We start from the raw sequence: 13,010 nt of genomic DNA on the forward strand, positions 1-13,010 counted from the left end.
CCTATTTTTACAACCGAACAGGAGTTGAGCGTATTGGGCTTTTTCAGTGGAATAATGGATGTCCTCAGCGGTATTATGACGACATTCATGAATTACTGTTATGCATTTACCCAGAATGTAGGCTATCCGAGCTATGGCGTTGCCATTATCATGCTTACCTTGATCATCAAACTGGTTCTGGCTCCGCTTACGGCTAAACAGATCCGTTCCATGGAAGGCATGCAGACCTTGCAGCCTAAGATCAAAGAATTACAGAAGAAATATAAGGGCAATCAGAAAAAGATGCAGGAAGAAATGACCAAACTGTATCGGGAAATGGGCGTCAACCCCTTGTCGGGCTGCCTGCCGATCCTCATCCAGATGCCATTCCTCATCTCTATTTTCTATGCTCTCCGGGAATATCCCTATGACCCTGCTTTTGAAAGCTTTTTATGGCTTCCCAGCCTGGGCCAGCCGGACCCCACATATATCATGCCGATACTGTCGGCGGTTTCGACTTATTTCATCCAGAACCAGATGTCCGGTGCGCAGGTAACGGCTTCGGATGCGCAGGCCAAGCAGCAGAAAATCATGAAGATCGTCATGCCGTTATTCATCGGCTGGATCAGTTTGAATTTCCCCAGCGGCCTGGTCATTTACTGGGTTGTTTCTAACGTATTCCAGTGGGCACAGCAGTTCCTCATGACCCACCTCAAGAAAAAAGGAGCACGATCAGAAGCATGAGTACCATCGAAACTACAGGAAAAACGATTGAAGATGCCGTCCGCTCCGGTCTGGTCCGTCTCGGCAGAATGAAGGACGAAGTCGACATCGAAGTCTTGGAAGAACCGAAGAGCGGTTTCTTCGGATTCGGCAGTAAGCCGGCGAAAGTACGCATTACCGAAAAAGAAGGCGTACCGACGGTCCCGACCATGGAAAGCCAGCCGGCAGCCGTGGAAAAGCCTGTCGCACCGGCAGCGGCTGAACCGGCTGCCAACGCAGCTGATGCCGCTGAAGAAGCGGTTCCCCAGGTAGAAACGGAACCGGCTGAAGCCGAAACAGGCGATGATTTTACGGCTGAAGAAGCCGCCGTCAAGGCTAAGGCCTTCCTTCAGGAAGTGCTCAAGAACATGGGCATCGACGTCGTCATCGAAAAGATGATCAAGTCCGATAAAGTCCTGCTCCACCTGCACGGCAAGAACCTGGGTATCCTCATCGGCAAGCATGGCCAGACCCTGGATGCCCTCCAGTACCTGACCAACTTGACGACGAATCAGGGCGAAACGACGCGCCATTTCATCATGCTCGATGTTGAAAATTACCGCCATCGCCGGGAAGAAACGCTGAAACAGCTGGCTATCCGTCTGGCGAACCGCGTCAAGAAGAACGGCGACCGCGTCGTCCTGGAACCGATGAACGGTTATGAACGCAAAATCATCCATGTGACCTTGCAGAACGACCCGCAGGTCCGCACGGAAAGTGAAGGCCAGGACCCGTACCGCCACGTCGTCATTTACTATCAAGAATAATTTTTAGTTTGCCCTATGAAGCTTAACAAAGAGGCTGTCGCATCCAGACAGCCTCTTTCGAGTATTTTTCTACAAACTCTGTACTACAAACTATAAAGTAAAAGGAATCTTGCATGATGTCAGGAAACTTCATGCGAGCCCCTTGGCTATGAAAGGAGTATTGCCATATGTACGATACGACCGATACGATCGCGGCCATTGCCACCCCCCTGGGGGAAAGCGGCATCGGCGTCATCCGTATCAGCGGCAGCCATGCCTATGACGTAGGCGATGCCATTTTCCGCAGCCCTTCGGGAAAGCCCCTGGCCCAGCGCCGGGACCGTTCTATCCAGCATGGCCTCATCGTCGCCGATGACGGCCGTCCTGTCGATGAAGTGCTCATGCTCATCATGAAAGGGCCGCACTCCTATACGGCGGAAGACGTATTGGAAATCCAGTGCCACGGCGGCCGCAAGGCCTTGGAAGAAATCCTCGGCCTGGTCCTGGCCCACGGCGCCCGCATGGCCAATCCCGGAGAATTTACGCAGCGTGCCTTCGTCAATGGCCGCATCGATCTGGCCCAGGCCGAAGCCGTCATGGATGTCATCCAGGCCAAGAGCCGCCAGGGCCTGACCAGTGCCGTCAATCAGCTTGAAGGGCGGCTGTCTAAAGTCATCGGTGCCATGCGCCATGATTTGACGGACTTCATTACCCGCCTGGAAGTCACCATCGATTATCCTGAAGAAGACCTGGAAGATATTACCGTCCCCGATGTAGCCGGAGCTATCCGCAAACAGCTGACGGCCCTGGACGATATGCTGGAGGCTTCTCACGACGGCCGCATCATCCGCGACGGCGTCATGGCCGCCATTGCCGGTACGCCGAACGCCGGCAAATCGAGCCTGCTCAACCGCCTGCTCCAGGAAGACCGGGCCATCGTCACCGATGTGCCGGGGACGACGCGGGATGTCCTGGAAGAATGGATTTCCCTCAAAGGCGTCCCGGTCTGCCTCGTCGATACGGCGGGTATCCGGGAAACAGACGATACCGTCGAAAAGATAGGCGTCACCAAGGCCAAGGGCTATATGGACAAAGCCGATATTATCCTGGTCGTCATCGACCGGTCCCGGCCCTTGTCCGATGAAGATAAGGCCATCCTGGAAGACACGAAGGATAAGCATGTCCTGGTCGTCCTCAACAAGACCGATCTAATGCCAGTCGTTACGGAAAAAGATTTGGCAGGCTATGGTCATCCCGTCCTCTCCTTGTCGGCTGGTACGGGTGACGGCCTGGATTCCCTAAAAGATAAATTGTTGTCCCTGGCCCTGTCCCATGCCGATACGGCAGGCAGTGCCCTGCTCACCAATACGCGCCACATCGAACTGGTGCGCCAGAGCCGGCAAGCCCTGCAGCGGGCCCTCGATTCCATCGAAGCCGGTATGCCCGTCGACTGTGCCGTCGTCGACCTGCGCGAAGCCTGGGAGCTTTTGGGCTCGATCACGGGCGATACGGTCCACGACGATATGGTCGAAGAAATATTCAGCCGATTCTGTTTAGGTAAATAAAGGGGTGTAACCATGTTTGTAGTCGATACATACGATGTCATCGTCATCGGGGCCGGCCATGCCGGCTGTGAAGCGGCCCTGGCCAGTGCCCGCCTGGGCGCCAAGACCCTGATGGCGACGCTGAACTTAGATAATATTGCCCTCATGCCCTGCAATCCCGCTGTCGGCGGGCCTGGGAAGAGCCATCTCGTCCGGGAAATCGACGCCCTGGGTGGCGAAATGGGCATCAATACGGATAAGACGTGCCTCCAGATGCGCATGCTCAACACCGGCAAAGGACCGGCCGTCTATTCCCTCCGGGCCCAGTCCGATAAGAAGATGTACCAGATGGCCATGACCAAGACCCTGGAAAACCAGGACCACCTCGACGTCAAGCAGCTCATGATCACAGACCTTCTCGTCGAAGACGGCGCCGTCACCGGTGTCCGGACGGAACTGGATGAAGTCTATAAAGCCAAGTGCGTCATCCTGGCGACGGGGACCTACCTCAAAGGGAAGATCATCATCGGCACCTGTACCTATTCCGGTGGCCCTATCGGCCAGCGCTCGGCTGAAGATTTGTCGGGGTCCCTGGTCAAGGCCGGCCTCAAGCTCATGCGCTTCAAGACCGGTACGCCGGCCCGCGTCGACCGCCGTACCCTGCGGACCGATGAAATGGCCAAGCAGGAAGGCGACAAAGACGGTCATGCCTTTTCCTTCCTGTCGGAACGGAAAGACCGCAACAAAGAATGTTGCTGGCTGACCTTTACCAACGAAGAAACGCATAAGATCATCCGCGACAACCTCGACCGGGCTCCCATGTGCAATGGCATCATCACCGGCATCGGGCCGCGCTACTGCCCGTCCATCGAATCGAAGATCGTCCGCTTTGCCGATAAGAAGCGGCATCAGCTCTTCATCGAACCGGAAGGGGAATCGACGGAAGAAATGTACGTCCAGGGCATGAGCACCAGTATGCCTGCCGACGTCCAGTACGCCTTCCTGCGCACCATCCCGGGCCTGGAAGACGTCAAAATCATGCGCCCGGGCTATGCCATCGAATATGACTGCCTGGACCCGACGCAGCTCACGCCGTGGCTGGAAACGAAGAAGATTTCCGGCCTCTTCTCGGCAGGCCAGGCCAACGGGACCAGCGGTTACGAAGAAGCCGCTGCCCAGGGTCTCATGGCCGGCATCAACGCGGCCTTGAAGGTCCAGGGCAGGGAACCGTTCATCCTGACCCGCTCCGAAGCCTATATCGGCGTCCTCATCGACGATTTGGTCACAAAGGGGACGAATGAACCGTACCGCATCATGACCAGCCGCAGCGAATACCGCCTCATCCTGCGTCAGGACAATGCCGACCTGCGCCTGACCCAGAAGGGCTATGACCTGGGCCTGGTCACGCAGGAACGGTATGACCGCTTCACGGCCAAGAAACAGGCCATCGAAGAAGGCATCGCCGCTCTCCGGGCCATTTCCGTCACGCCGTCCAAGGCCAATCTGGAAAAATTGGAACGCCTGGGCACGGCACCGATCCACACGGCCATCACGGCCTACGACCTCCTGCGCCGCAACGATGTCGACTACGAGGCCCTGCGGACGGTCTTCGACCTGCCGGAACTGGCTGCCGACGTGGAAGAAGAAATCGAAATCATGATCAAGTACGAAGGCTATATCAGCCGCCAGATGGAACAAGTCGAAAAGATGAACCGCCTGGAACAGAAGAAGATGCCCGCCGATATCGTCTATGCCGATATCGACACCCTGTCAGCCGAAGCCCGGCAGAAACTCGATGAAATCCGGCCCTTGTCCTTAGGCCAGGCCAGCCGTATTTCCGGTGTGTCCCCGGCGGATATCACGGCCTTGCTCATCGTACTGGAACAGCACAGCCGGGAGGAAAAAAATCATGTTTCGCAATGAATTAGAACAGGCCCTGAAGGCCATGGGCCTTACCGTGACAGACGGGCAGCTTTCCCAGTTCTGCGCTTTTAATGAAAGACTGGTGGAAACGAATAAAGTCATGAACCTGACGGCCATTACCGACCCGAAAGGCGTCGCCATCAAGCACATGGCCGACAGCCTGTCCTGTTATGACCCGGACTATTTCAAAGAAGGCGCTCGTGTCCTCGATTTGGGGACCGGCGCCGGCTTCCCCGGCCTGCCCCTGCTCATCTACCGGCCGGACTTGAACGTGACGTTCTTCGATTCCCTGCAAAAGCGCCTGACCTTCCTGGAAAACACGGTCCGCGATATAGGACTGACGGCGTCGTTCCTCCACGGCCGGGCCGAAGAAATGGCCCATAAGCCGGAATACCGCAGCGCTTTCGATATCGTCACCAGCCGGGCCGTCGCCCGCCTGAACATATTGGCCGAATGGGCCCTGCCCTACGTGAAGACCGGAGGCTATTTCATTTCCCTCAAAGGGGCCCAGTATGAAGACGAACTGGCAGAAGGCGAAAAAGCCCTGCAGATCCTGGGCGGCAAAATCGCCGAAGTCCGGCCTGTCCACCTGCCGGGACTCGATGACGTCCGCGCCGTCCTTTACATCGAGAAAGTGAAGGAAAGCCCCAAGAAGTATCCCCGCAAGCCCAAGATGGCTGCGAAAAATCCCTTATAGAGAAAGAAGTGTATGCTATGTCTTTGAAAAGAATCTTCTGTCTGGCTGCAGCCGCCTGCCTGACCGTGTCGGCCGCCGTCTTTGCCGATACGCCGCAGCCGCCTGAAATCAGCGCTCATGCCGCCTATGTCATGGATGCCGATACGGGTGACACGCTCTATGCGAAAAATGCCGACGACCGGGCCTATCCGGGCAGTACGACGAAAATCATGACCGGTATTCTCGGCGTCGAATTGGGTAAGGCCCAGGGCAAAATGGACCAGCCCCTCAATATCACCAATGACGTCTACAACATCGAAAGCGATGCGTCTGTCCTGGGCATCGATCCTGACGACCAGATTACCCTGCGCCATGCCCTGACCGGCATGATGACCGTATCCGGCTGTGATGCGGCCGTTGCCGTAGCCGAAACGGTTACGCCGACCCAGGCCGATTTCGTCGCCAAGATGAATGAAAAAGCAGCCGCCCTGGGCTGCACGAATACCCATTTCGCCAATCCCCATGGCCTGCCGGACAGCAATCACTATTCGACGGCCCGCGATATGGCGACGATTGCCGCTTATGGCATGAAAATGCCGGAATTCCGCGACATGGTCAGCCACAGTGAATACGACATGCCCTATATCAACGGCGGGTCCAAGCACTGCACGACGACGAACTATTTCCTGACCAGCGGCTTCCCAGGTGCCAACGGTATCAAGACCGGTACGACCAATGCCGGCGGTCCCTGCCTGATCGCTTCGGCTACCCAGGATGGCCGGACGGTCATCGCTTCCATCATGAACTCGGACGACCGCTTCGGCGATGCCCAGAAATTGATGGCCTATGGTTTTTCCGTCCTGAAACCGGTCGAACCGGCAGAAAACGTCTATATCCTGCGTCAGGCACCGGCAGGCCAGACCTTGTCGGATATCAAGGAAAAACAGGCCCAGGCTGCTGAACTGGCATCGCAGCAGAAGCAGGAAGCAGCTACGGCTGCCGCTTCCACGGCTGCGGCCAAAGCGCCTGTCAAAACAGCTACAACGGTAAAGACCGCAACGGAAACAGCTGCTAAAACGGCAGCCAAGACGACTGCGAAAACCGCTGCCAAAGCTGATACGGTGAAGACCAGTAAGCCGGCTGTTTCCAGCCAGCCTTACGTTCCCTTCTCGCCGGCTGCTTAAAAGTTTACAAAGGGATATTGACAATCACCGTCCATATTCGTATAATAAGCACATCAGCAGATTCGTACAGGACTGACGGAATCAAGTGGAGTAACCACATGAACTGTACGGAGATTTTCATGCCGACCGTCTGGGCAAGAGTATGCTACATATTCTTGAGCCAGGCGGCCGGTATTTTTTTTTCGCCAGCCTGGCTCCTCACAAGGAGTGTTGTCTAAATGAAACGAAATCGCTGGCTCATCGCCCTGTCTGCCATGGGGCTCCACCTCTGTATCGGCAGTGTCTACGCCTGGAGCGTCCTCACCAAGCCCATCATGGAATCTATGGGCTTTACCCTAAAGGAAACGACGTGGACCTTTTCCCTGGCCATTCTCTTCCTCGGCCTGTCGGCCGGCTTTTTGGGCAGTTTCGTCCAGAAAATCGGCCCTCGCAAGTCCGGCCTCTTATCTATGACCTGTTTCGTCACGGCCATGTTCGGCACGGCAGCGGCTCTCTATGCCCACAGCCTGCCCATGCTCTACGCTTTTTACGGCGTCATCGGCGGCGTCGGCCTGGGGACGGGCTATATCACGCCCGTATCGACACTGGTCAAATGGTTCCCGGAAAATCGGGGCTTCGCTACGGGCCTGGCTATCATGGGCTTCGGTTTTGCCAGCCTCATCGCCGGTCCGGCCATGCAGCTGCTGGTCCAGCATTTTGGCTTAGTCGCTAACTTCATCATCCTCGGCTGCGTCTATATGGTCGTCATGACGGCTTCGTCGCTCTACCTGGCTCCGCCGGCAGCCGGAGACGTTCCGGCCAAGGCCGAAAAAGAATCTTCCGTCGAATACGCCGACGCCCAGCCGCAGTTCACCGTCCGCCGGGCCATGAAGACCTGGCAGTTCTACGCCATCTGGTGGCTCTTCTTCACCAACATCACCTGCGGTATTGCCCTGCTGTCTGTCGCTTCGCCCATGGCACAGGATGTCGTCGGCATGTCGCCTATGGCGGCGGCTTCCATGGTCGGCTTCATCGGCCTCATGAACGGCGCCGGCCGCATCGCCTGGGCGACCATATCCGACTACATCGGCCGCTCGGCTACGTATGTCCTCTTCTTTGTCATTGAAATCCTGGCCTTTTGGCAGCTGGCTGGCGTTACGGGCGCCTTCAGTTTCCAGGTCCTGGTCCTGCTCATCATTTCCTGCTATGGTGGCGGCTTCTCGTGCATGCCGGCCTACCTCAGCGACCTCTTCGGTACGAAATACCTCAGTGCCATCCACGGCCGCATCCTCACGGCCTGGGGTGCTGCCGGCGTCGCCGGTCCCCTGGTCCTGTCGCTCATCAAAGAAAATACCAACAGTTATGCCGTCACCTTGTACTTCTTCGTCGGCGCCTTCACCGTCGCCCTGGCCCTGATGCTCTTCCTCAAATACCGCACCCGCCACGGCATCGCCCGCGTCGCAGAAGCACGGGGATGATCGTTCATCGTAGGTCGTTCGTCGTAGGGGGGCGCACGCGGGCGCCCCACGGGTCGCCCCTACAACGAAAAAAAGCTGTCGCTCATGCGGCAGCTTTTTTTTCGATGACGACGAACGATGAACGATGAACGAATCGCAGCCAGGCGACAAATAATCCAAGGCCTGTGGCCTCGTGCGTAGGGGGATGCTCTTTAACCTCTCAGACCGCCTTCGGCGGCCAGCTCCCCTATAAAGGGAGCCTTGGGCGTCCCGTTGTGAACAATGGGAGATATACTCAACTGGTCTATGAGGAATGGTTTTGCGACCTGTGAATAATGATATCAGCAAATGGCATTTCACGGGATTCCCACAACGGGCCGCTCTTTGGGACGGCCCCTACAGCGACATCTGTGATGTCGCGGCGACCTGCGGCCTGCGGGGCTGTCTCACGAAGGTTTCTGCCATCATGTGCCGTCCTTTTTCTTTATGGTTTGTAGTACGGAGTGTGTAGTTTGCAGAGATGATTTTAAATTTAAAGCCATCTGCTAACCACTAACTGCTAGCCACTAACCACTTAAAGAGGCTGTCGCACCTGCGACAGCCTCTTTACATATGTGAATAAAATCACTTAATGAGTTGGACGCATAGATGAACGAAAAATGATTGCTTTTTGATTATAATGAATGAATTTGATTGAAAGTGATTGAATATAACGGTATAATGAGGCCAAAGGAGGATAAAAAGGGAAGTGATACGATGTTGACAGAAGAAAGACATGAAAAGATCATGCGTCTTGTCAATACGAGTGGGGCCGTTTCGGTTCAGGACTTAGTAAGTTTTCTGAACATTTCCGAATCGACGGTCCGTCGGGATTTACTCACGCTGGACCGGGAAGGCCGCCTGCGCCGCGTCCATGGCGGCGCCACGACGCTGCGCGATGATTCTTCATATGAAGCGGATATGGAAAATCTGCAGGACAAGTATTCCATTCATATGAGCGATAAACGCCGCATCGCCCAGTATGCGGCCAGCCTGATCAAGAAGGATGACTTCGTCTATCTCGATGCCGGTTCGACGACGGAACAGATGGCCGATTTCCTGGCCGGATCTGAAGCGACCTTCGTGACCAACAGCATCCCGCTGGCCCAGAAACTGGGGCGCAGCGGCAGCCGCGTCTACATCCTGCCCGGACGGGTCAAAGGCGATACGGAAGCCATTGTCGGCAGTGATATGCGGGATATGATCGGCCGCTATCATTTCACCAAGGGCTTCTTCGGAGCCAATGGAATCGCTCCCCATTCCGGCTGTACGACGCCGGATGATGAAGAAGCTGTCTGTAAGCGCGCTGCCGTAGGCCAGTGCCTGGACCGCTTTGTCCTGGCCGATTCCAGTAAATTCGGTTTATCTTCGCACATTACATTTGCAGACTTATCAATGGTTACGCTGATTACGGCCAAAGATGAAGAACACGTCGATTACCGGCCTTATCAGCAGATTACGGAGGTGCATATCCTGTGATTTATACAGTTACGTTCAATCCATCGTTAGACTATGTCGTCCATATGAAGACCTTCACGGCCGGTGACATCAACCGGGCCGAACAGGAAATGATCTATCCCGGCGGCAAAGGCATCAACGTGTCCCTCGTCCTGGGAAACCTTCATATTCCTTCTAAGATGCTCGGTTTCATCGCCGGTTTCACAGGCCGGGAAATTGAACGCCTGGCCAAAATCAACGGCGGCGATACGGATTTCATCACCCTCGACGAAGGCTGCTCGCGCATCAACCTCAAAGTCAGCGCCGATGATGAAACGGCTGTCAATGGCATGGGACCGCATATTCCCGAAGAAAAACTGCAAGCCCTGCTGGCCCAGATCGATACCCTCAAAGCCGGTGACACCCTGGTATTGGCCGGCAGCATCCCCAGCGATATTCCCGATGATATTTACGAACAGATCCTCAAACGCCTCCAGGACCGCGATATCCGCGTCGTCGTCGATGCCACAGGCGACCTTTTGAAGAATGTCATCAAATATAGACCGTTCCTCATCAAACCGAATAACTTTGAATTAGGCGAATTGTTCAGCGTCGACCTTCATACGGATGAAGAAATCATCGTCTGCGCCAAACAGCTCCAGGCCATGGGGGCCCGCAACGTCCTCGTATCTCTCGGCGGTGACGGCGCCCTGCTCCTCGGCGAAGACGGCCAGGTCTACCGCCGCCAGTCCCCGAAAGGCACGCTGGTCAACTCCGTCGGTGCCGGCGACAGCATGGTCGCTGGGTTCCTGGCCGGTTTCGAAGCATCCAAGGGCGACCTCCAGGAAGCCTTGAAAATGGGCATCAGCGCCGGCAGTGCATCGGCCTTCCATGAATGGCTGGCTACGGAAGACGATATCAAGGAAGTATACGCTAACTTATAAAGAAACGCGCATTTTTGTGTAGAGAGTTGAGAAGAGAAGGAGAGAAATAATGCGTATTGTAGATTTACTCAAGAAACAGAGCATCGACCTCAATGCGTCTGTAGCCGACAAGGCCGCTGCCATCGACCACCTGGTCGACCTCATGGCCGCCGGCGGCAACCTGAACGACAAAGAGCTGTACAAGCAGCGCGTCCTCGCCCGTGAACAGGAAGGCAGTACGGGTATCGGTGAAGGCATCGCCATTCCCCACGCCAAGACGGAAGCCGTCAACGAACCGGGCCTGGCTTCGATGATTGTCCGCGACGGCGTCGACTACGAAAGCCTCGACGACGAACCGGCTCACTTGTTCTTCCTCATCGCCGCTCCGGCTGGCGGTGCCAACGTCCATCTGGAAGTCTTGAGCCGTCTGAGCCGTATGCTCATGGACGACGATTTCCGCGACAACCTGATGAAGGCCCAGACGCCGGAAGAATACCTGGCTATCATCGACAAGGCCGAAGCCGAACAGGTCGCAGCTGAAGAAGCAGAAGCTGCCGCTGAAGCCGCTGCCGAAGAAGCACCGGCTGAAACGGAAACGGCCGCTCCGTCGGATCGTCCCTACGTCATCGGCGTCACAGCCTGCCCGACGGGCATTGCCCACACCTACATGGCAGCAGAAGCCCTGGAAAACAAAGCCGCTGCCATGGGCGTCGACATCAAAATCGAAACGAATGGTTCCGGCGGTGTCAAGAATCACCTGACCCAGGCCGATATCGACCGCGCTGTCGGCGTCATCGTCGCCTGCGATAAAGACGTACCGGTCCAGCGTTTTGCCGGCAAACCGGTCATCTTCACGAAAGTCGCCAACGGCATCAAGATCCCGGAAGAACTCATCCAGACCGTCCTCGACGGCAAAGCACCCATTTATCAGGGCAATGAATCGTCGTCGGAAGCCGTCGATGTCGAAAGCGCTGAAAAAGAAAGCGTCGGCCGTCAGATTTATAAGCACTTGATGAACGGCGTATCCCATATGCTTCCCTTCGTCATTGGCGGCGGGATCCTCATCGCCCTGGCTTTCCTCTGCGACATGGATAACGCCGGTACGGCCAACTTCGGCAGCGGCACGCCGCTGGCTGCTTTCCTGAAAAATGTCGGCGGCCTGTCCTTCAGCATGATGATGCCTATCCTGGCAGGCTATATCGCCATGAGTATCGGTGAACGGCCGGCTCTCATGCCCGGTATCGTCGGCGGTTTCCTGGCAACGACAGGCGGTTCCGGTTTCTTCGGCGCCCTCTTTGCCGGCTTCATCGCAGGCTATCTCATCATTTTCCTGAAAAAAGCCCTGGCCCATCTGCCGGAAGCGCTGGACGGCACGAAGTCCATCCTCTTCTATCCGGTCCTCGGCCTGGTCCTCATCGGCGTCATCATGACTTATATCATCAATCCGCCGACTTCTGTTTTCAATACGTGGCTCTTCGACGTCCTCAACAGCATGACCACGTCGAGCCGTATCGTCCTCGGCTTCATCCTCGGCGGCATGATGTCCATCGACTTCGGCGGCCCGATTAACAAAGCCGCTTACGTTTTCGGTACGGCCTCGCTCATGAGTGCCAGCGGTCAGGCTGTCAGCTCGGGTATCATGGCTTCGGTCATGGTCGGCGGCATGGTTCCGCCTCTGGCTATCGCCCTGGCTATGCTCATCTTTAAAGGTAAATTCACACCGAAAGAACGCCAGTCGACGATTACCAACTTCATCATGGGCCTGTCCTTCATCACCGAAGGGGCCATTCCTTTCGCCGCATCGGACCCGGTCCACGTCATCCCGCCCTGCGCTATCGGCGCCGCTGTCGCCGGTGCCTTGTCGATGCTCTTCAACTGCGCCCTTCCGGCTCCTCACGGCGGTATCTTCGTCTTCGGTGTCATCACCAACTGGCCTATGTACATCGTCGCCTTAGTGGCCGGCGTCATCGTCGCAGCTATCCTGCTCGGTATTTTCCGCAAAAAACGTCCGCAAGACTGATTGCGTTATCGCTATAAATCGTATACACTATATTATGTAGCTTTATCTCATCTTCTATATTTCCTAAAAGGAGGAATTTGTCATGAAAGAATTTGAATTTGTTGTCACTGATCCCCAGGGTATCCACGCTCGTCCGGCAGGCCTTTTGGTCAAAGAAGCAAAAAAATTTGAATCCAATATCAGCGTATTCAAAGGCGCCCGCAAAGGCGATTTGAAGAAAATCTTCACCGTCATGGCTCTCGGCGTAAAACAGGGCGAAACGATTAAAGTACAAGTAGAAGGCGCAGACGAAGAACAGGCAGCTAGTACTGTAGAAGCCTTCTTGAAAGAAAACTTCTAAT

Annotated in this window: 11 protein-coding genes and 1 riboswitch; all 11 genes read left to right on the plus strand. The window is 55.8% G+C overall.

Annotated features, from left to right (window positions below; genetic code table 11):
• Positions 1-33: 33 nt before the first annotated feature.
• The 11 genes from ACFCTO_RS10025 (at position 34) to ACFCTO_RS10075 (ending at position 13,009) form a co-directional block, all read left to right on the plus strand.
• Complete coding sequence (locus ACFCTO_RS10025; protein ID WP_499876816.1) at positions 34-723, plus strand: YidC/Oxa1 family membrane protein insertase; 690 nt, start codon at positions 34-36, stop codon at positions 721-723.
• The gene (gene jag / locus ACFCTO_RS10030) at positions 720-1,508 is read left to right on the plus strand and encodes an RNA-binding cell elongation regulator Jag/EloR (RefSeq protein WP_481325017.1); all 789 of its coding nucleotides are present in this window, start codon (positions 720-722) and stop codon (positions 1,506-1,508) included. Before ACFCTO_RS10025 ends, jag begins: the two co-directional genes overlap by 4 nt.
• Before the next feature lie 167 nt (positions 1,509-1,675).
• Positions 1,676-3,052, plus strand: a complete 1,377-nt coding sequence (mnmE, locus tag ACFCTO_RS10035) for a tRNA uridine-5-carboxymethylaminomethyl(34) synthesis GTPase MnmE (RefSeq protein WP_499876817.1) — start codon at positions 1,676-1,678, stop codon at positions 3,050-3,052.
• Positions 3,053-3,064: 12 nt separating this feature from the next.
• A complete protein-coding gene (gene mnmG / locus ACFCTO_RS10040) occupies positions 3,065-4,954 on the plus strand; it encodes a tRNA uridine-5-carboxymethylaminomethyl(34) synthesis enzyme MnmG (RefSeq protein ID WP_292260529.1) in 1,890 nt (629 codons plus the stop codon).
• Positions 4,941-5,651 (plus strand): 16S rRNA (guanine(527)-N(7))-methyltransferase RsmG, encoded by a 711-nt coding sequence (gene rsmG / locus ACFCTO_RS10045; protein WP_292300730.1) that lies wholly within the window; start codon positions 4,941-4,943, stop codon positions 5,649-5,651. The genes mnmG and rsmG overlap by 14 nt, the downstream gene beginning before the upstream one ends.
• A gap of 17 nt (positions 5,652-5,668) precedes the next feature.
• A complete protein-coding gene (locus ACFCTO_RS10050) occupies positions 5,669-6,814 on the plus strand; it encodes a D-alanyl-D-alanine carboxypeptidase family protein (protein WP_499876818.1) in 1,146 nt (381 codons plus the stop codon).
• Positions 6,815-6,872: 58 nt separating this feature from the next.
• A riboswitch (ZMP/ZTP riboswitch) is annotated at positions 6,873-6,957 on the plus strand.
• Positions 6,958-7,032: 75 nt separating this feature from the next.
• On the plus strand, positions 7,033-8,271 hold the full coding sequence (locus ACFCTO_RS10055) for an L-lactate MFS transporter (RefSeq protein ID WP_292301393.1): 1,239 nt from the start codon (positions 7,033-7,035) through the stop codon (positions 8,269-8,271).
• A 735-nt stretch (positions 8,272-9,006) separates the two neighbouring features.
• Positions 9,007-9,768, plus strand: a complete 762-nt coding sequence (locus ACFCTO_RS10060; protein ID WP_292262086.1) for a DeoR/GlpR family DNA-binding transcription regulator — start codon at positions 9,007-9,009, stop codon at positions 9,766-9,768.
• A complete protein-coding gene (gene pfkB, locus ACFCTO_RS10065) occupies positions 9,765-10,670 on the plus strand; it encodes a 1-phosphofructokinase (RefSeq protein ID WP_370836719.1) in 906 nt (301 codons plus the stop codon). Before ACFCTO_RS10060 ends, pfkB begins: the two co-directional genes overlap by 4 nt.
• A gap of 49 nt (positions 10,671-10,719) precedes the next feature.
• Positions 10,720-12,669, plus strand: coding sequence for a PTS fructose transporter subunit IIABC (locus ACFCTO_RS10070; protein ID WP_292262082.1), 1,950 nt, complete (start codon positions 10,720-10,722; stop codon positions 12,667-12,669).
• Positions 12,670-12,751: 82 nt separating this feature from the next.
• Positions 12,752-13,009, plus strand: a complete 258-nt coding sequence (locus ACFCTO_RS10075; protein ID WP_292262081.1) for an HPr family phosphocarrier protein — start codon at positions 12,752-12,754, stop codon at positions 13,007-13,009.
• Position 13,010 lies beyond the last annotated feature (1 nt).

This window comes from Megasphaera indica (assembly GCF_046614755.1).
Lineage (GTDB): Bacteria > Bacillota > Negativicutes > Veillonellales > Megasphaeraceae > Megasphaera > Megasphaera intestinihominis.

Coding starts and splice junctions, on each gene's coding strand:
- jag (WP_481325017.1), top strand. CDS start 720: ATGAGTACCATCGAAACTACAGGAAAAACGATTGAAGATGCCGTCCGC.
- rsmG (WP_292300730.1), top strand. CDS start 4,941: ATGTTTCGCAATGAATTAGAACAGGCCCTGAAGGCCATGGGCCTTACC.
- ACFCTO_RS10060 (WP_292262086.1), top strand. CDS start 9,007: ATGTTGACAGAAGAAAGACATGAAAAGATCATGCGTCTTGTCAATACG.
- mnmG (WP_292260529.1), top strand. CDS start 3,065: ATGTTTGTAGTCGATACATACGATGTCATCGTCATCGGGGCCGGCCAT.
- ACFCTO_RS10055 (WP_292301393.1), top strand. CDS start 7,033: ATGAAACGAAATCGCTGGCTCATCGCCCTGTCTGCCATGGGGCTCCAC.
- mnmE (WP_499876817.1), top strand. CDS start 1,676: ATGTACGATACGACCGATACGATCGCGGCCATTGCCACCCCCCTGGGG.
- ACFCTO_RS10070 (WP_292262082.1), top strand. CDS start 10,720: ATGCGTATTGTAGATTTACTCAAGAAACAGAGCATCGACCTCAATGCG.
- ACFCTO_RS10050 (WP_499876818.1), top strand. CDS start 5,669: ATGTCTTTGAAAAGAATCTTCTGTCTGGCTGCAGCCGCCTGCCTGACC.
- ACFCTO_RS10075 (WP_292262081.1), top strand. CDS start 12,752: ATGAAAGAATTTGAATTTGTTGTCACTGATCCCCAGGGTATCCACGCT.